Annotated in this window: 17 protein-coding genes; 8 read left to right on the top strand and 9 right to left on the bottom strand. The window is 41.0% G+C overall.

Annotated elements, in window-relative coordinates; translation table 11 throughout:
• Positions 1-465 precede the first annotated feature (465 nt).
• The 5 genes from FLJC2902T_RS01575 to purN all read right to left on the bottom strand — a co-directional run bounded on the left by FLJC2902T_RS01575 (position 466) and on the right by purN (position 5,120).
• Positions 466-2,364 carry an amidophosphoribosyltransferase gene (locus tag FLJC2902T_RS01575; RefSeq protein WP_023578031.1) on the bottom strand — a complete coding sequence of 633 codons (1,899 nt, stop codon included), beginning with the start codon at positions 2,362-2,364 and terminating at the stop codon, positions 466-468.
• Between the two features lie 68 nt (positions 2,365-2,432).
• A complete protein-coding gene (locus FLJC2902T_RS01580; RefSeq protein ID WP_023578032.1) occupies positions 2,433-3,362 on the bottom strand; it encodes a PfkB family carbohydrate kinase in 930 nt (309 codons plus the stop codon).
• Positions 3,363-3,419: 57 nt separating this feature from the next.
• Positions 3,420-4,040 carry an START domain-containing protein gene (locus FLJC2902T_RS01585; RefSeq protein ID WP_023578033.1) on the bottom strand — a complete coding sequence of 207 codons (621 nt, stop codon included), beginning with the start codon at positions 4,038-4,040 and terminating at the stop codon, positions 3,420-3,422.
• A gap of 18 nt (positions 4,041-4,058) precedes the next feature.
• Entirely contained in the window at positions 4,059-4,541 is a 483-nt protein-coding gene (locus tag FLJC2902T_RS01590; protein ID WP_023578034.1) for a ribonuclease HI, read from the bottom strand.
• Positions 4,542-4,550: 9 nt separating this feature from the next.
• Complete coding sequence (gene purN, locus FLJC2902T_RS01595; RefSeq protein ID WP_023578035.1) at positions 4,551-5,120, bottom strand: phosphoribosylglycinamide formyltransferase; 570 nt, start codon at positions 5,118-5,120, stop codon at positions 4,551-4,553.
• 200 nt (positions 5,121-5,320) lie between these two features.
• Here purN and FLJC2902T_RS01600 point away from each other — a divergent pair, with 200 nt between their 5' ends.
• From FLJC2902T_RS01600 to FLJC2902T_RS01625, 6 genes are all read left to right on the top strand, one after another.
• The gene (locus FLJC2902T_RS01600; protein WP_007137004.1) at positions 5,321-5,557 is read left to right on the top strand and encodes an acyl carrier protein; all 237 of its coding nucleotides are present in this window, start codon (positions 5,321-5,323) and stop codon (positions 5,555-5,557) included.
• Positions 5,558-5,735: 178 nt separating this feature from the next.
• Positions 5,736-6,989 (top strand): beta-ketoacyl-ACP synthase II, encoded by a 1,254-nt coding sequence (gene fabF, locus FLJC2902T_RS01605; protein WP_023578036.1) that lies wholly within the window; start codon positions 5,736-5,738, stop codon positions 6,987-6,989.
• A gap of 9 nt (positions 6,990-6,998) precedes the next feature.
• The gene (rnc, locus tag FLJC2902T_RS01610; RefSeq protein ID WP_023578037.1) at positions 6,999-7,742 is read left to right on the top strand and encodes a ribonuclease III; all 744 of its coding nucleotides are present in this window, start codon (positions 6,999-7,001) and stop codon (positions 7,740-7,742) included.
• Positions 7,743-7,799: 57 nt separating this feature from the next.
• Positions 7,800-8,318 carry an IPExxxVDY family protein gene (locus FLJC2902T_RS01615; RefSeq protein WP_245594734.1) on the top strand — a complete coding sequence of 173 codons (519 nt, stop codon included), beginning with the start codon at positions 7,800-7,802 and terminating at the stop codon, positions 8,316-8,318.
• Between the two features lie 4 nt (positions 8,319-8,322).
• A complete protein-coding gene (pyk, locus tag FLJC2902T_RS01620; protein ID WP_023578039.1) occupies positions 8,323-9,753 on the top strand; it encodes a pyruvate kinase in 1,431 nt (476 codons plus the stop codon).
• A 35-nt stretch (positions 9,754-9,788) separates the two neighbouring features.
• Positions 9,789-10,562, top strand: coding sequence for a Bax inhibitor-1/YccA family protein (locus FLJC2902T_RS01625; RefSeq protein ID WP_023578040.1), 774 nt, complete (start codon positions 9,789-9,791; stop codon positions 10,560-10,562).
• Positions 10,563-10,616: 54 nt separating this feature from the next.
• Here FLJC2902T_RS01625 and dinB read toward each other — a convergent pair whose 3' ends face one another.
• On the bottom strand, positions 10,617-11,699 hold the full coding sequence (gene dinB / locus FLJC2902T_RS01630) for a DNA polymerase IV (protein ID WP_023578041.1): 1,083 nt from the start codon (positions 11,697-11,699) through the stop codon (positions 10,617-10,619).
• A gap of 40 nt (positions 11,700-11,739) precedes the next feature.
• On the opposite strand from dinB, the gene FLJC2902T_RS01635 reads away from it, so the two are divergent.
• Entirely contained in the window at positions 11,740-12,402 is a 663-nt protein-coding gene (locus tag FLJC2902T_RS01635) for an NAD(P)H-binding protein (RefSeq protein WP_023578042.1), read from the top strand.
• Here FLJC2902T_RS01635 and FLJC2902T_RS01640 read toward each other — a convergent pair.
• On the bottom strand, positions 12,394-14,427 hold the full coding sequence (locus FLJC2902T_RS01640) for a site-specific recombinase (protein ID WP_023578043.1): 2,034 nt from the start codon (positions 14,425-14,427) through the stop codon (positions 12,394-12,396). The two genes, FLJC2902T_RS01635 and FLJC2902T_RS01640, sit on opposite strands and share 9 nt — an antisense overlap.
• A gap of 94 nt (positions 14,428-14,521) precedes the next feature.
• Here FLJC2902T_RS01640 and FLJC2902T_RS01645 point away from each other — a divergent pair, with 94 nt between their 5' ends.
• Positions 14,522-14,989, top strand: a complete 468-nt coding sequence (locus FLJC2902T_RS01645) for a CYTH domain-containing protein (RefSeq protein WP_023578044.1) — start codon at positions 14,522-14,524, stop codon at positions 14,987-14,989.
• 2 nt (positions 14,990-14,991) lie between these two features.
• Here FLJC2902T_RS01645 and FLJC2902T_RS01650 read toward each other — a convergent pair whose 3' ends face one another.
• Positions 14,992-15,447 carry a septal ring lytic transglycosylase RlpA family protein gene (locus FLJC2902T_RS01650; RefSeq protein ID WP_023578045.1) on the bottom strand — a complete coding sequence of 152 codons (456 nt, stop codon included), beginning with the start codon at positions 15,445-15,447 and terminating at the stop codon, positions 14,992-14,994.
• 76 nt (positions 15,448-15,523) lie between these two features.
• The gene (locus FLJC2902T_RS01655; protein WP_035676654.1) at positions 15,524-15,946 is read right to left on the bottom strand and encodes a hypothetical protein; all 423 of its coding nucleotides are present in this window, start codon (positions 15,944-15,946) and stop codon (positions 15,524-15,526) included.
• Between the last annotated feature and the right edge of the window lie 19 nt (positions 15,947-15,965).

Genomic DNA, 15,965 nt, shown 5'->3' on the forward strand with positions numbered 1-15,965 from the left:
AAAGACGGATGAACTTTAAGGGTTTATCCGTCTTTTTCTTTGCTCTATTTTCTTGGTTCTATTTTCCCTTTTTCTTCACTTTACCCCAATAAAAAAGGTGGAATTGCTTCCACCCTTTTTGCCCCAAATCTACCATAAACTTAACCTACTAATGCTATGGTAGTACGAATGTATGGCGGTTGTTACTCAACTTCAAATAAATCAGACATACTACTATTTTTTTCGATAAAATGCATCTTTAGGCTTTAATCTCCTTTAATCAAAAAAAGGATGGAGCGCTTTCTTCAAACCGAAAGTAACTAAAATAAAAAAGGTGGAATTGCTTCCACCCTTTTTGCCCCAAATCTACCATAAACTTAACCTACTAATGCTATGGTAGTACGAATGTATCACGACGGCTTTCATTCATCAAAAAAAACAGATAAACTGCAAATAAAATCGTTGAAAGTCGTTTTTAATCTTTTTTTAATATGCACGGGCATCTTTCCCTTCGTAGAAATTCATAAAGGCGCGGTTCACTACACGATTACCTCCATCAGTCGGATAGTCACCGGTAAAATACCAATCACCTAAATTTTTAGGACAGGCCTTATGTAAATTCTCAACCGTCTGGAAAATAATTTTAACTTCTGTCTTAACCGAACTTTCTGTTAACATCTGAGCAATTTTATCGGAGATTTCCTGATCGGTAAACGGTGCGTAAATTTCTTTCACGTAATTCACCACCTCACTGTCGTGGAAATTTTCCTGTGCTTTGGATTTCTGATATACTTCTTCCACAATGTGTAATAAATTACGCTCTTTCAGCAATTCCATTGCCGCACGGAACGCCACCAAGCCTTCGAGTTTCGCCATATCGATTCCGTAGCAGTCCGGATAACGGATTTGCGGAGCGGAAGAAACAATAACAAGTCTCTTAGGATTCAGACGGTCCATCATTTTGATAATACTTTTCTGCAACGTCGTACCACGAACGATACTATCATCTATAATTACCAGATTATCTGTCGGTTTGATTACACCGTAAGTCACATCATATACGTGTGCCACCATATCATCACGACTGCTGTCTTCTGTGATGAACGTACGCAGTTTCACGTCTTTGATTGCAATTTTCTCCGAACGCAGTTTTACGGATAAAATCTCCTGCAATGTTTCTGCGGAAAGCGAATCTTTATGAGCTAAAATATCGGCTATTTTTCTTTGATTCAAGAAGTCATTGGCCGCTTCCACCATTCCGTAGAACGAAGTTTCCGCCGTATTCGGGATATAGGAGAACACGGAATTATCAGTATCATTTTCAACCGCTTCCAGAACCGCCGGCATGATCAGTTTCCCTAAATTTTTACGTTCCTGATAAATTTCGGCATCACTACCACGAGAGAAATAAATACGCTCGAACGAACACGCTTTCAACGGTAAGGCTTCACGGATTTGCTCGTCGATTACACGACCGTCTTTTTTAACGATGATGGCATGTCCCGGAGTGATTTCTTTGATAGAATCGAATGGCACATTGAAAACGGTCTGAATTACAGGACGTTCCGAAGCTACCACCACGATTTCCTCATCTTCATAGTAAAACGCCGGACGAATCCCTGCCGGATCACGCGTTACAAAAGCATCACCGTGACCTAACAATCCAGCCATGGCATAACCACCATCCCAGTTTTTGGAAGCTCTTCTTAAAATTCTTCCGATATCCAGTTTCTCGGCAATAACCGGAGAAGCTTCTCTTTTGCTTAAACCTTCGTTTTTACATTCCTGATACAAATCGGTAACTTCATCATCTAAGAAATGTCCGATCTTTTCCATTACGGTAACGGTATCCGCCATTTCTTTCGGATGCTGACCCAGACGTACCAGATCCTGGAAAAGCTCCTTAACATTGGTCATGTTAAAGTTTCCGGCTACAATCAGGTTTCTGTGCATCCAATTGTTCTGACGAAGAAAAGGGTGCACACTTTCAATACTGTTTTTACCGAAAGTTCCGTAACGTACATGTCCTAAAAACAATTCGCCGATGTAAGGAATGTTTGCTTTCTGAAGTGCAACATTATTCTGATATTCAGGATTTTGTTCCATTTCGTCATTAATGCGCTGATTAACCTGCGCAAAAATATCCTGAATGGGCTGTGCCTGATTGGAACGCACACGACTGATGTAACGTTCTCCCGGTTCCATATCCAATTTTATGCTGGCAAGACCAGCTCCGTCCTGACCGCGATTGTGTTGCTTTTCCATTAAAAGGTACATCTTCTGTACACCATAGAAAGCCGTGCCATATTTTTCTTTGTAGAATTCCAATGGCTTTTTCAATCTTAAAAGGGCAATACCGCATTCGTGTTTTAAAGCGTCACTCATTGTTGTTGTGTTGTTGTGTTGTTGTATTAATTGAAAGAGCCCCGTTTCCGAGGCTCATGTATATAGTGCTAGTTTTCCAGCGCGATATCAAATTGTGTCAAGGCCTTAAACTGCTGTAAACGAGCCGAAACCTCCTCTTTCTGCAATTTTTCCATTCTTTCTGTTCCGAATTTCTCCACACAGAAGGAAGCTAAATTCGAACCGTAAATGATGGCGTTTTTCATGTTGTCAAACGAAATGTTCTCGCTTTGCGTGATGAATCCTGCGAAACCACCCGCGAAAGTATCTCCGGCTCCTGTCGGATCAAACACTTCTTCCAAAGGCAATGCTGGTGCAAAAAACACCTGACTGTTATTGAAAAGTAAAGCACCGTGTTCTCCTTTTTTGATCACGACATATTTCGGACCCATTGTATGGATTTTAGCTGCTGCCTTCACCAAGGAATATTCTCCGGATAACTGACGGGCCTCTTCATCGTTAATTGTAATCACGTCTACGCGTTTCATTACGTCCAACAATTCCGGAAGCGCACAATCCATCCAGAAATTCATCGTATCCAAAACCACTAATTTAGGTTTCACTTCCATTTGATCCAAAACACTGCTTTGTACCAACGGGTGTAAGTTTCCTAGCATTACCACTTCGGCGTTTTTAAAATCGGCCGGAACTTTTGGCTGAAAATCGGCCAATACGTTCAATTGTGTATCCAAAGTGTCTCTGGAATTCAAATCGTTATGGTAACGACCGCTCCAGAAAAATGTTTTTCCGCCCTGAACCACTTCAAGACCTGACAAGTCGATGTTTTTGGCTTTTAATAAATCTAAATATTCTTGTGGGAAATCGTCTCCTACAACAGAGACAATGGCTGATTTCAAGTTAAAATGAGAAGCTGAAAGTCCAATATACGTTCCTGCACCACCTAAAATTTTGTCGGTTTTCCCGAAAGGAGTTTCAATCGCATCAAAGGCTACTGTCCCCACAATCAATAATTTATTCATAAAATGATCCTACTTTTGAAGAGGCAAAGGTACGACATAGTTTTTATTTCTAAAAGCCTATTTTTTGTTAAGATTTTCAACGCGTTTCCGAAGCGCTTTAAACGAATCAAACGGACCTTTGGTAACAACCATATTCACCATAAAGGCAGGGACATCACCCGAGGGGTCGCCGTAAATCTGCTGCATTACCAGCGTCTGCTTGGCATTTATCCGCTTCAGATACCAGAACCCTTTAAAGTTGGTCAACCTAACGCATCCTGATCTTTCCTTAAGCAACCTGTTTTCAGGCTGAATCAAAATGGTCTGCTCGTTCTTTTTCTTTATCAGGGTAACCCGGGAAATATGGTCCCGATCCTGAACCGGCCATCCCAAACGGTGCCTCATGTAAAAAATCCAACTGGTATCGGAAATCTTTTTTATCAGTTCGCTGTAACGGGTTTTATAGTTCCATTGCTGGAGATTTTTCACATCAATGAGTTGCTTCACAACGGTATCAATATTAGCATTAACCGTCATAACCGCACGATATTCCCTGAAGGCAGTAGTGTCAAATTTAGTCAGATACACTTTAATACCCTCTTTATCCAGGGCGAGTTCAGTCTTTTTCTGTGAATGGACATTAAAGCCGTTCAACAGAAAAAAAAGGCTGAGAAAAAAAAGTATTCGGGATTTTTCCATTCCCTAAAGTTATGAAAATCAAAACAAGTGACCTTCTTCTTTTTCATAAAAAAAATCAACAGACAGTTTCGCCTGCTGTGAGGCCATAACCGCCAAGGCGTCGCAACGCTCGTTTTGAGGATGCGCGCTGTGCCCTTTTATCCAGCGGAAATCAACCTGATGTTTGCGGTAAATCTTCAAAAAACGCATCCATAAATCGGGATTTTTCTTTCCTGCGAAATTTTTCTTTTCCCAGCCGAAAACCCAACCCTTCACCACGGAATCGATCACGTACTTGGAATCGGAAGTAACCAGAACCGAAGTTCCTTGCTTTTTTAGTTTTTCCAGTCCGACAATAACCGCGAGCAGCTCCATCCTGTTATTGGTAGACAGCCGAAAACCCTCGTAAAACTCTTTTTTATAAGGAGTCCCCACCATTTCCATAATCACACCATAACCGGCAGGACCTGGATTTCCTTTAGAGGCACCGTCGGTGTAAATATGGACTTCGTAGGATTTCAATAGTATGCGTTATAAATTATGAGTTATGAGTTTTTCGATTACTTCCGGAAAATGCTTATGCTCCAGTTCGTGTACTTTCGTCACTATTTCTTCAGGCGTGCTACAATCTTCTATGTTGACTGATGTCTGAAAAATTATTGCACCTTCATCGTATTTTTCATTAACATAATGAATTGTGATACCGGTTTCCTTATCCTTATTGTCCAAAACCGCCTGATGCACATGCATGCCATACATTCCTTTTCCGCCGTATTTCGGTAAGAGGGCCGGATGAATGTTTATGACTTTATCAGGATAACCGGCGATGATATCCTTCGGAAACATTAAAAGGAATCCTGCCAGCACAATCAGATCGGGTTGCAGATCCTTAACCTTTTTCAGTACCGTTCCGTCATTAAGTTCCGCTTTGTTAAAAACTACCGCAGGTACATTGTGATTTTCAGCACGTTCTATCACTTTAGCGTTCGGATTGTTCGTTAACACCGCAACCACCTCAGCCGCACCGCTGTTTTTGAAGTGCGCAATGATGTTTTCGGCATTCGACCCCGACCCCGAAGCAAAAATCACTATTTTTTTCATCTGTCCCGTAATTTTTATTTAGGCTGAAAACCCTCGTTTTCACACTGCAAAAAAAAGAATAATAAATGATAATAAATAAAAATTAGGGGGCTTTGTAAAATTATTTTTTTAATTTCGTAGTCACATTTATTAACTAAAAGGTTGTTTTAAAATAAAGTTTTTTATTTTTGCCAACAATTTAAATTTTAAAATTAAAGATTATGTCAGACATTGCATCAAGAGTAAAAGCGATTATCGTAGACAAATTAGGTGTTGACGAAAATGAAGTTGTAACAGAAGCTAGCTTCACAAACGACTTGGGAGCTGATTCATTAGACACTGTTGAGCTTATCATGGAGTTCGAAAAAGAATTTGATATCCAAATTCCGGACGACCAAGCTGAAAACATTGCTACTGTTGGTCAAGCTATTTCTTACATCGAAGAAGCTAAAAAATAATAACGTATAGACATCCCATGTATTCCCCGGAATGCATGGGTGTTATTATTTTTTCCATTTGAAAAAACACTGATTGGGAGCAATCAAAAAAATACAATCTAGTACCCATGTTTCCTTTACAGATTAGAGAAAAGCAACATGGGTATTATTTGTTTAAATACATTGTAAATAATATATTATGGCATTAAAACGAGTTGTAGTAACAGGTTTAGGCGCTCTTACACCCATTGGAAATTCCATCGAAGAATACTGGGATGGATTGGTTAATGGCAAAAGCGGCGCTGCCCCAATAACATATTACGATACCGAAAAACATAAAACCAAATTCGCATGTGAAGTGAAAAGCTTCAACATCGAAAACTATATGGATCGTAAGGAAGCTCGTAGACTGGATAAATTTGCGCAATATGCCGTTGCAGCGAGTGACGAGGCAATAAAAGATGCCGGAATTACTGCTGAAAATGTTGATAAATACAGAGTGGGAGTAATCTGGGGTGCCGGAATCGGCGGTTTGGAAACCTTCCAGGAAGAAGTTATTTATTATGCTAAAGGTGACGGAACGCCAAAATTCAATCCTTTCTTCATACCTAAAATGATTGCCGATATTGCCCCTGCGCATATTTCCATGCGTAACGGCTATATGGGTCCAAACTATACAACAGTTTCTGCTTGTGCGTCTTCTGCCAATGCATTAATTGATGCGTTCAACTACATCCGTTTGGGTATGTGCGACGTTATCATTTCCGGCGGATCGGAAGCAGCTGTAACGATTGCCGGGATGGGCGGATTCAACTCCATGCACGCTTTGTCAACCCGTAACGAAAGTCCGGAAACTGCTTCAAGACCTTTTGATGCTACCCGTGACGGATTCGTTTTGGGCGAGGGAGCCGGAGCATTGGTTTTGGAAGAATACGAACATGCCAAAGCCCGTGGAGCAAAAATCTACTGCGAAATTGGCGGCGGAGGAATGTCATCCGACGCTTACCATCTGACTGCACCGCATCCGGAAGGAATCGGGGTAATTGCAGTAATGAAGAATACATTAAGAGACGCGGGGATGAAACCCGAGGATGTTGATCACATCAACACACATGGAACTTCCACGCCACTTGGTGACGTTGCGGAACTGAAAGCGATCAGTGCTGTTTTTGGCGAACATGCTAAAAACATCAATATCAATTCGACAAAATCAATGACAGGTCACTTGCTTGGTGCTGCCGGAGCTATCGAAGCCATCGCTTCTATTTTAGCTATGAAACACGGTATTGTTCCACCAACAATCAACCACTCGGTTGTAGACGAAAACATTGATCCGAGCTTGAATTTAACGCTGAACAAACCGCAAAAAAGAGACGTAAAAGTTGCGATGAGCAACACGTTTGGTTTTGGCGGCCACAACGCATGCGTTTTATTCAAAAAATTAGAGGAGTAATAGCTTGTTATGAGTATCATCCGGAAAATATTTTCAAATTCCCGCTCTCCAGAAGACGGGATTTTTTTTGACGCTATTCAGAAAATATTGGGCTTCAAACCGCTCAATCTGAACAATTACCGGAAAGCCTTTACCCATCGTTCGTTGAACAAGGTGGACGACAAAGGAAATCCGGTAAATTACGAACGTCTCGAATTTCTGGGTGATGCCATGCTTGGCTCCGTAATTGCAGCGCACTTATTCAATGAAGTGCCAACCGGAGACGAAGGTTATCTAACCAAGATGCGTTCGAAAATAGTAAGTCGGGATCACCTGAACGAATTGGGAAAGGACCTGAATCTGATAAAATATGTAGAAAGTAAAGTCTCTACACAACACTTTGGTGAAAACATTCACGGTAATCTTTTCGAAGCCTTAATCGGAGCCATTTATCTTGATCGTGGGTTTGTATACTGCGAAAAATTCATCCATAAAAAAGTGATCATCCCTTATGTGGATATCCCTAAACTGGAAGGCAAAGTCATCAGCTATAAAAGTTTGGTCATTGAGTGGTGTCAGAAAGAAAAAAAATCGTTCCACTACGATGTGTTTGAAGACAACGGAAACGAGGGCGTGAAATATTTCGGCGTAAAACTGAAGATCGACAATAAAATCATTGCCAGAGCCCGGGCAACCTCCAAGAAAAAAGCCGAAGAAAAAGCATCCCAACGTGCCTACTTCGCTTTTCAGGAAAAAATGAGTTCCAACGACTGATTGCAGCTTCACTAAATTATCGTTAACAACACCGTTTTGCTGTTTTTTCATATGATAATGTACTATATTTACATTATCTTTTACAGCACTATGGCGATTCACAAAATCCTGATTGACGATTTTATTTCTATTGATTATCAGCTAGTAGCAATACATTCCTCGCTGGAGGATTATCGTCTGGCGTATTTCATAAATCAGAAATTAGGCATTTCCTTTGAAAAAAGCGAAAATGACATCGGCATTCAGATTCCTGAAGGGAAAAGTCATTTTACCCGCTTTGTTTTTGACGATGAAGAACACGAGATATTTTGGAATCTGATTCCCAACAAAACAAAAGTCGCAACCCGACAAACCAAAGCCACTTCCCTTTTCGAGGAAACAGAACTGGAAATTACAACCAATATTTTTCTGCTTCCCGAACTCAAAAAAGTAGACTATATCCTGAAAATTGAAAATACTGACGATTTTTTTGATACGGATTCTTTAATTGACAACCTACTCACAATTAAACAGATAACAACCGCATATAAAATCGAACAAGACAAACTGAAATCGAAAAATAATTTAATTTTCTAATACAATGCCAACAAGAAAAAAGACGAAAATTGTAGCAACCCTAGGCCCTGCATGCAGCACCAAAGAAGTCCTTAAAGAGATGATTGATGCCGGGGTAAATGTTTTTAGAATTAACTTCTCCCATGCCGATTACACTGATGTGCAGCACCGCATCGACATCATCCGCGAACTGAATAATGAATTCGGATATACCACCTCCATTTTAGCCGATTTACAAGGTCCGAAACTACGCGTAGGCGTTATGAAAGAAGATGTTGTGGTAACCAAAGGGGATGTTATCACCTTTACAACAGCCGAAGACATCCTGGGTACAGCCGAGAGAGTTTACATGAACTATAAAGAATTCCCGAAAGATGTGAATCCGGGCGAACGTATTTTGCTGGACGACGGAAAACTGATTTTCGAAGTACTTACGACCGATAAAAAAACCGAAGTTGAAGCCATTGTTATTCAGGGCGGTCCTTTAAAATCCAAAAAAGGCGTTAACCTTCCCAATACAAAAGTTTCCCTTCCCGCGCTAACGGAAAAAGACATCCGTGATGCCCTTTTTGCCATTAAAAGTGAAGTGGATTGGATTGCGCTTTCTTTCGTGAGAACGGCCGAAGATTTAAAAGATCTACAGGATCTGATTATGGCAAACTCCAGTCATAAGATTCCGATCATTGCCAAAATTGAAAAACCGGAAGCCGTGGAAAACATTGACCGTATTGTAGCGTATTGCGACGGTTTAATGGTAGCGCGCGGTGACCTGGGTGTGGAAATTCCGGCGCAGGAAGTCCCGTTGATCCAGAAAAAACTGGTTTACAGAGCCAAAACCGCCCGTATTCCCGTAATCATCGCCACACAAATGATGGAAACCATGATTACCAGTTTGACGCCAACGCGTGCCGAAGTAAACGACGTGGCCAACTCGGTTATGGACGGTGCCGATGCGGTAATGCTGTCCGGAGAAACCTCCGTTGGAAACTATCCCGTGCAGGTTATTGAAAAAATGACACAGATCATTGAAGCCGTGGAAGATTCTCCGCTGATTCAGGTGCCACAGAACCAACCTCAGATAAAAACCAACCGCTACATCACCAAAAACATTTGCTATCACGGAGCGCTTTTGGCCAATGATATCAATGCCAAAGCAATCACAACGCTTACCAACAGCGGCTATACCGCATTTCAGGTTTCTGCATGGAGACCGCATGCACATATTTTGGTTTTTACATCCAACAGAAGAATCCTTACCCAACTGAACTTGCTTTGGGGCGTAAATGCGTTCTTATATGATAAGTTTGTAAGTACCGATGACACCATCGATGACATTAACGCGATTTCAAAACAAAAAGGATTTGTAAAGACCGGAGACATGCTGGTAAACTTGGCCGCCATGCCGGTTACCTCAAAAGGAATGGTAAATACGCTCCGCATTTCCGAAATTGAATAGAAAAAAGTATATTTGAGTACTAAAAGTAAAAAAACATGAATTCAAACAATCCGTTTTTTAAGAACAAATCGTTCACCAACACGACCCGTTATTCCTCTGATAACACAAATGATAATCAAATAATCACTGTTGACTATACCGACACGATGACTGTGCAGGGAACCATCAATAAAAGTTTACTGATGCTGGTTTTACTTGTTGCCGGAGCCGCTGTAACCTGGTCGATGACTTTTAGCGGTTACAACCCGATGGTATTGACTATCGGCGGAGCAATTATCGGTTTTATCTTAGTGCTTATTGCCGCTTTCAAACCGCAACATTCCGGTTATTTGGCTCCGGGTTATGCGATTTTTGAAGGGCTTTTCATTGGCGGACTTTCGGCTATTTTTGAATCGATGTACCCTGGCTTGGTTATTCAGGCAGTTGGCGCCACTTTTGTGACTTTCATCGTTTGTTTCGGACTGTACAGATACAATATCGTTAAGGTAACCGATCGTTTTCGCTCCGTAGTGGTTGCTGCTACCCTTGCGATTGCAAGTTTTTACCTGATCTCATGGTTGCTTTCCTTATTTATCGATTTCCAACCGGTACACCACGGCAATTCATTGATGAGCATCGGAATCAGTGCTTTCGTAATTGTGGTTGCGGCTTTGAATCTATTCTTAGACTTTGATCAGATTGAAAAAGGAGCCCAAAGAAGTCTTCCAAAATACATGGAATGGTTTGGCGCGATGGGATTGATGATTACTTTAGTTTGGTTGTACGTGGAATTTTTACGTTTGCTTTCCAAAATTTCCAGCAGAGATTAATCCGCAAAAACATATAAAAGAAACCGATTTCAGATTGAAGTCGGTTTTTTTTTGCTAAAACTCAAACTTCAGCTGCACTACCACCGATTTCTTCATTTCGGTATTCAGGTTATGCAATGAAATTCCGAGCAAACGAACCGAGTCTTTCATCTTTTCCTGATACAGTAATTCTTTGGTCGTTTCGAGAATCAGGCTTTTGTCGGAAATGAAATACGGCAGGGTTTTGCTTCGGGTTTGCAATGTAAAATCCGAATATTTGATTTTCAGTGTTACTGTTTTTCCAGAGATTTTGTGTTTTTGAAGCCGTCTGGAAAGTTCGGCTGCGATGCGTTCCAGTCGTTCTTCCATGAAAATTTCCGAAGTCAGATTCGTATTAAACGTATGTTCCGCCGCTACGGATTTCGTAATCCGGTTGGGTTTAACGGGACTGTTGTGAATCCCTCTAACAATACTGTAATAATGGCCACCGCTTTTTCCGAAATGTTCTTCCAGATATTCTTGTGTGCGTTCCTTCAGATCCTTTCCGGTGAAAATGCCGTGTTGGTACATTTTTTCTGCTGTAACTTTTCCGATCCCGTAAAATTTTTTGATGTCCAGAGCTTCCAGGAACGGTTCGACCTCATCCGGATTAATGGTTTTTTGTCCGTTGGGTTTGTTATAATCCGAAGCAATTTTAGCCACAAATTTATTAACCGAAATTCCAGCCGAAGCCGTTAAACCCACTTCTTCAAAAATACGTTTGCGGATTTCCTGTGCAATTAAGGTCGCGCTCGGATTTCCTTTCTTGTTTTGGGTCACATCCAGATAAGCTTCGTCCAGTGAAAGCGGTTCGACCAAGTCGGTATAGTCGTGAAATATTTTGCGGATTTTATTCGAAATCTCCTTGTAACGGTCAAAACGGGGACGAACAAAAATCAGTTCCGGACACAATTTTCGGGCCAGATAACCGCTCATCGCACTGCGAACCCCAAACTTACGGGCTTCATAACTCGCCGCCGAAACCACGCCACGAACTTCACTTCCCCCCACGGCAACGGGTTTCCCTTTGAGCAACGGATTGTCCATCTGCTCCACCGAAGCATAAAAAGCATCCATATCGACATGGATAATTTTTCTCTGAAGTACCGTTGGTTCCATGTTGTAAATTTATGTATATTCAATAGAAATTTTCAAGCCGATGAAAAAAACAGCATTACTTTTGGGAGCCTCGGGATTAACAGGCGGTTTGCTTTTGGAGCTGTTGCTTTCCGATTCGGATTTCGACAGAATAAAATTATTTTCCCGTAAAAATTCCGGAATTGCTCATCCGAAAATCGAGGAACATATCGTTGATCTTTTGCATCTTGAAAACCATGCGGCCTATTTTACCGGCGATGTGGTGTTTTGCTGTATCGGAACCACCAAAGCCAAAACTCCGGACCAAACCGAATACAAAGCTATTGATTTCGGCATTCCGGTTACCGCGGCACAGTTGGCGAAACAAAATAACATCCCGACGTTTATCGTGATTTCCGCTTTGGGTGCGAATGTTAAAAGTCCTGTTTTCTATAACCGCATTAAAGGTGAGATGGAACGAAGTGTCATTGGCCTTGGAATTCCCAGAACGTATATCCTGGAACCTTCACTGATTGCGAGTGACCGAAACGAAGCGCGGGTCGGTGAGATGATGGGCATTTATCTGATGAAAATCATTAATCCGATATTGATCGGAAAACTAAAAAAATACAGAAGTATCGCTCCGGAAAACATAGCCAAAACGATGTGGTATCTTTCAAAAAATGATTATCCAAAAACCATCATTCCTTCGGATATGATTTTCAAATTGTCGCAATCAGGCTGATTTTTTATTTTTTACCGGAACGAAGAATGCCATTGGTCGTTTCTTGAAATATTTCCAAATGGCTTTGTTCAGAAAATGCAGTTCGGAAAGCGGAATGTTTCTCGAACGGAAAGCCAATCCCAAGGAAAGCGAAAAACTCACCATGAAATTCACAAATCCGATAACGGCAATTCCGAAAATTCCCCAGAAAAGCATCTGGTGATCTACATTGAAATGTCCGCCATATAGCCCGAGTGCCAGATTTCCACTTGCAAAAGTAATGTGGCGGATATCCAAATCCAGTCCCAAAAACAGTCCGACGGAAGCTGTACTCCCCATAAAAACACCAAACCAGGCATTGGAAACCACACCTGCCCAATTGTTCTCAAACCACTGTGCGATTCGCTTTGTTTTTTTTACTCCGAAACTTTTTTTCAGCAACGGATGCTCCTGAATCCGGTAAATAAGTTGGTGGTGCTTGTTTCGGTTGGAAATGCTTCCCGAGATAATTCCAGAGAGAAACAGAAAAACGCCAGCAATGGCCGCATGAAATATTGCAGGTGAATCGACTAGGCTGATATCGGTTAACAATGTATTCCATTTCGCTTCGGCAATATTGTTGTCAAAAGCATAATCAATCAGCCAGATTCCCACAAGCGCAACCGGAAAAGCGACAATCACATTTCCCACAAAAGCAATAAACTGTGAACGGAACAATCGGACGAAAAGATGCGCAAACGAACTGTGCTTCTCTCCCTTTTTGTTTTGCTTTTTCATACCGCTTTCCAGTGCTTTGGCTAACGTAGCGGCGGTCATGGCTGGTTGCTTCGTAGCTAAAGTAAATCCTAGAAGAAAAATGGAAACGAAACCGACTGCGTAATTCAGACTGTATAAAAAAGCGTGACCGAAATAACTTGTCTCGATTTTCCCGAGCAATACCTTGATGATACACAGAATTCCGACCACTGCCCCGCCCCCCATGGCCGTGTAAAACATATTGAAATATTCTTTTGAAGATTCCGTGATGTAATGTTCTCCTGTTTTAGCGGAATGTTGTGTTATTTCATAAGAAAGTAACTGCGTACTTTCGTTTATGAGCTGCCCAACGTTTTTTTTATAGCAATTGTATCTGATTACTTTCTGTGCCAGTCGGATACTGTTGTTGTATTTATCTTCCTCCTTGTCAACCACCAGCAAAGAAATAAGGATTTTCAGTCGGTTCAATTGTTGTCGGATGCGTAACAAACTTTGATTTACCTTTAACGAAATCCCGTATTTGGAACTGTTACTGAACGCTTTGTCTACATAGTCTTCGCATTGTTTGTGCAGGATCAGAAACTGTTTGTAGCGCAAATCTTCCGAAGTCATGAAATATCGGTTTTGATTTCTGATTGTATCTTCTATCCGCAGAAATTCCTTTTCCAGCGCCACAAACGGACTTTCCAGCGAATCATACTCAGGAACCATTTTTATCACATCGGTTTCCATGGCACGACCACTCATCCGTTGAGTAATCAGTCCCATAGCATTGATTAGTTCGGATAAAATCGAAAGTTCTTTTACAGAAGAATAAATATCTGCAAAATTGAGAATCTCAATCAGACGCAAAAGTTCCTCATCTGCAATTTTACCAATCCAGATCGCGTCTGAGTCCAGGTAAAAAACCTGATTTAAAACATATTCCAACGTGTCTTTTTCTGGCTGGTACGGGAGAATCTTATCGAAAAGGCGTTTTTTTACCTCATATATAAAATCAGAATCGCGAAGAATTCCGGTATCCGAAAGCATACGACTGACTTTTCTGTTGCTCAGCAAATCCTTCAGATGATCGATGAATACGGCTTTCTCCTGGGGATTTTCAACTAAAAAAAGGAGTAGTTTTTCTATGGAAACCGTACTTTCGTTAAGCTTTTCGGGGCGGAAATAACGAACAATGTCTACCAAAAAATGCAGGGATTCCTTCGATGTGTACTTCCCATCCGAAAAATGTTTACGGAATAAACTCTCAATGGTGATTTCCGGCTTTGTATATCTGCGTAATCTCATCTCAGTTATTTTGGCGTTACTGTCTTGTAAAAATACAATACGCACCGCTATAATTTTCTTAACTTGCTCCCAAATTCTATTAATTTCTTTACAGATGCAGGAAACAGAACGGAAATTTCTGGTCACTTCAGACGATTTTAAGACCTTGGCGTTTACCCAAAACCGAATTGTTCAGGGGTATTTAAACTCACACCCGGAACGTACGGTTAGGGTCAGAATTAAAGGTGACAAAGGTTTTTTAACGATTAAGGGAAAAGGAAACGAATCGGGCACCACACGTTTCGAATGGGAAAAAGAAATTCCTATTACGGAAGCTGAACAATTACTACCGCTTTGCGAAGAAGGGACTATCGATAAAATCCGTTATGAAATAACCGTGGGGAAGCACGTCTATGAAGTGGATGTGTTTTCTGGTGCCAACGAAGGCCTGATCATTGCTGAAATCGAACTTTCTTCTGAGACAGAATCCTTCGAAAAACCAAACTGGCTGGGAAAAGAAGTTACAGGTGACGAACGTTATTACAATGCGTATCTGAGCAATCATCCGTTTAAAAACTGGTAGATTTATTCTTTTACGATCTCCAGATTGACGTTGATGAATCCGCGTCCTTTGGCATGCGCAATTTCCATGAAGGCTTTTTTGGACAGGTCGATTTCACGTCCTCTGGTGAATGGTCCCCTATCAATAACCGTAACGACTACAGACTTATTATTCACGGGATTTGTAACCCTAATGGCTGTTCCGAAAGGTAATTTTTTATGAGCTGCGGTTAATTTGGAATTATCAAAGCGTTTCCCGCTTGCTGTTTTTCGACCGTTAAACCTGTCGTGGTAATACGAAGCGTGTACTGCTTTTTTGTAAGGCTTATACTTTAAACGGACCGGTATAGAATCTGTTTTTAACGTATCCTGCACCGTCTTTTTGGCTTTAGCGTGCAGCGCCATCCGTTCGCTGGTAAAACTACTGGCAAAGAATACAAAGATGAAAAGCAGTAAAGTTGGGGCAATAATTTTTTTCATGTTCTAATTTTTAAACTACAGGACTAACAAGAAATATGCCATAGAAAGAAAAAGCCCTAAACGGGCTTTTATGGATTTAGAACCAAAGGTTCCACGGAATTCTGCTGAGTATTAAAAGCAATCCGGCAAGATACAAATACCCTATCTTCTTAAATTTACCATTACTGCTTTCTTCCTTTTTATGCTTTGACCAACCAATGGTTATTAAAGCGATGGCAATTACGTTAATTAACGGATGCTCCAAAGACGTTAAACGTAAGGCTGCATTGCTCATCTCGCCAAGTGCTGCCATCCCTAATGGGGAAACAAAGTAAACCACTAGTCCCAAAAGCAATTGAACATGACAGAAAATCAGGGCAAACAAAGAAATTTTTCGGTCTTTATCCTCAAATCCTCTTTTTGATGAGATTGCCAAAAAGGCGTTGATTACTGCAAATACTAATATTCCTAAAGCCAAATAAGCTATTCCGGAATGTGCTTTCTGAATAATTTCGTACATAAACTCCATTTATTAGTTA

The organism is Flavobacterium limnosediminis JC2902 (genome assembly GCF_000498535.1).
Lineage (GTDB): Bacteria > Bacteroidota > Bacteroidia > Flavobacteriales > Flavobacteriaceae > Flavobacterium > Flavobacterium limnosediminis.

Bases quoted from the DNA above. Each gene is read 5' to 3' on its own strand.
- FLJC2902T_RS01600 (WP_007137004.1), top strand. From the start codon at position 5,321: ATGTCAGACATTGCATCAAGAGTAAAAGCGATTATCGTAGACAAATTA.
- rnc (WP_023578037.1), top strand. From the start codon at position 6,999: ATGAGTATCATCCGGAAAATATTTTCAAATTCCCGCTCTCCAGAAGAC.
- dinB (WP_023578041.1), bottom strand. From the start codon at position 11,699: ATGGAACCAACGGTACTTCAGAGAAAAATTATCCATGTCGATATGGAT.
- FLJC2902T_RS01615 (WP_245594734.1), top strand. From the start codon at position 7,800: ATGTACTATATTTACATTATCTTTTACAGCACTATGGCGATTCACAAA.
- FLJC2902T_RS01650 (WP_023578045.1), bottom strand. From the start codon at position 15,447: ATGAAAAAAATTATTGCCCCAACTTTACTGCTTTTCATCTTTGTATTC.
- fabF (WP_023578036.1), top strand. From the start codon at position 5,736: ATGGCATTAAAACGAGTTGTAGTAACAGGTTTAGGCGCTCTTACACCC.
- pyk (WP_023578039.1), top strand. From the start codon at position 8,323: ATGCCAACAAGAAAAAAGACGAAAATTGTAGCAACCCTAGGCCCTGCA.
- FLJC2902T_RS01645 (WP_023578044.1), top strand. From the start codon at position 14,522: ATGCAGGAAACAGAACGGAAATTTCTGGTCACTTCAGACGATTTTAAG.
- FLJC2902T_RS01580 (WP_023578032.1), bottom strand. From the start codon at position 3,362: ATGAATAAATTATTGATTGTGGGGACAGTAGCCTTTGATGCGATTGAA.
- FLJC2902T_RS01585 (WP_023578033.1), bottom strand. From the start codon at position 4,040: ATGGAAAAATCCCGAATACTTTTTTTTCTCAGCCTTTTTTTTCTGTTG.
- FLJC2902T_RS01625 (WP_023578040.1), top strand. From the start codon at position 9,789: ATGAATTCAAACAATCCGTTTTTTAAGAACAAATCGTTCACCAACACG.
- FLJC2902T_RS01575 (WP_023578031.1), bottom strand. From the start codon at position 2,364: ATGAGTGACGCTTTAAAACACGAATGCGGTATTGCCCTTTTAAGATTG.
- purN (WP_023578035.1), bottom strand. From the start codon at position 5,120: ATGAAAAAAATAGTGATTTTTGCTTCGGGGTCGGGGTCGAATGCCGAA.
- FLJC2902T_RS01635 (WP_023578042.1), top strand. From the start codon at position 11,740: ATGAAAAAAACAGCATTACTTTTGGGAGCCTCGGGATTAACAGGCGGT.
- FLJC2902T_RS01640 (WP_023578043.1), bottom strand. From the start codon at position 14,427: ATGAGATTACGCAGATATACAAAGCCGGAAATCACCATTGAGAGTTTA.
- FLJC2902T_RS01655 (WP_035676654.1), bottom strand. From the start codon at position 15,946: ATGTACGAAATTATTCAGAAAGCACATTCCGGAATAGCTTATTTGGCT.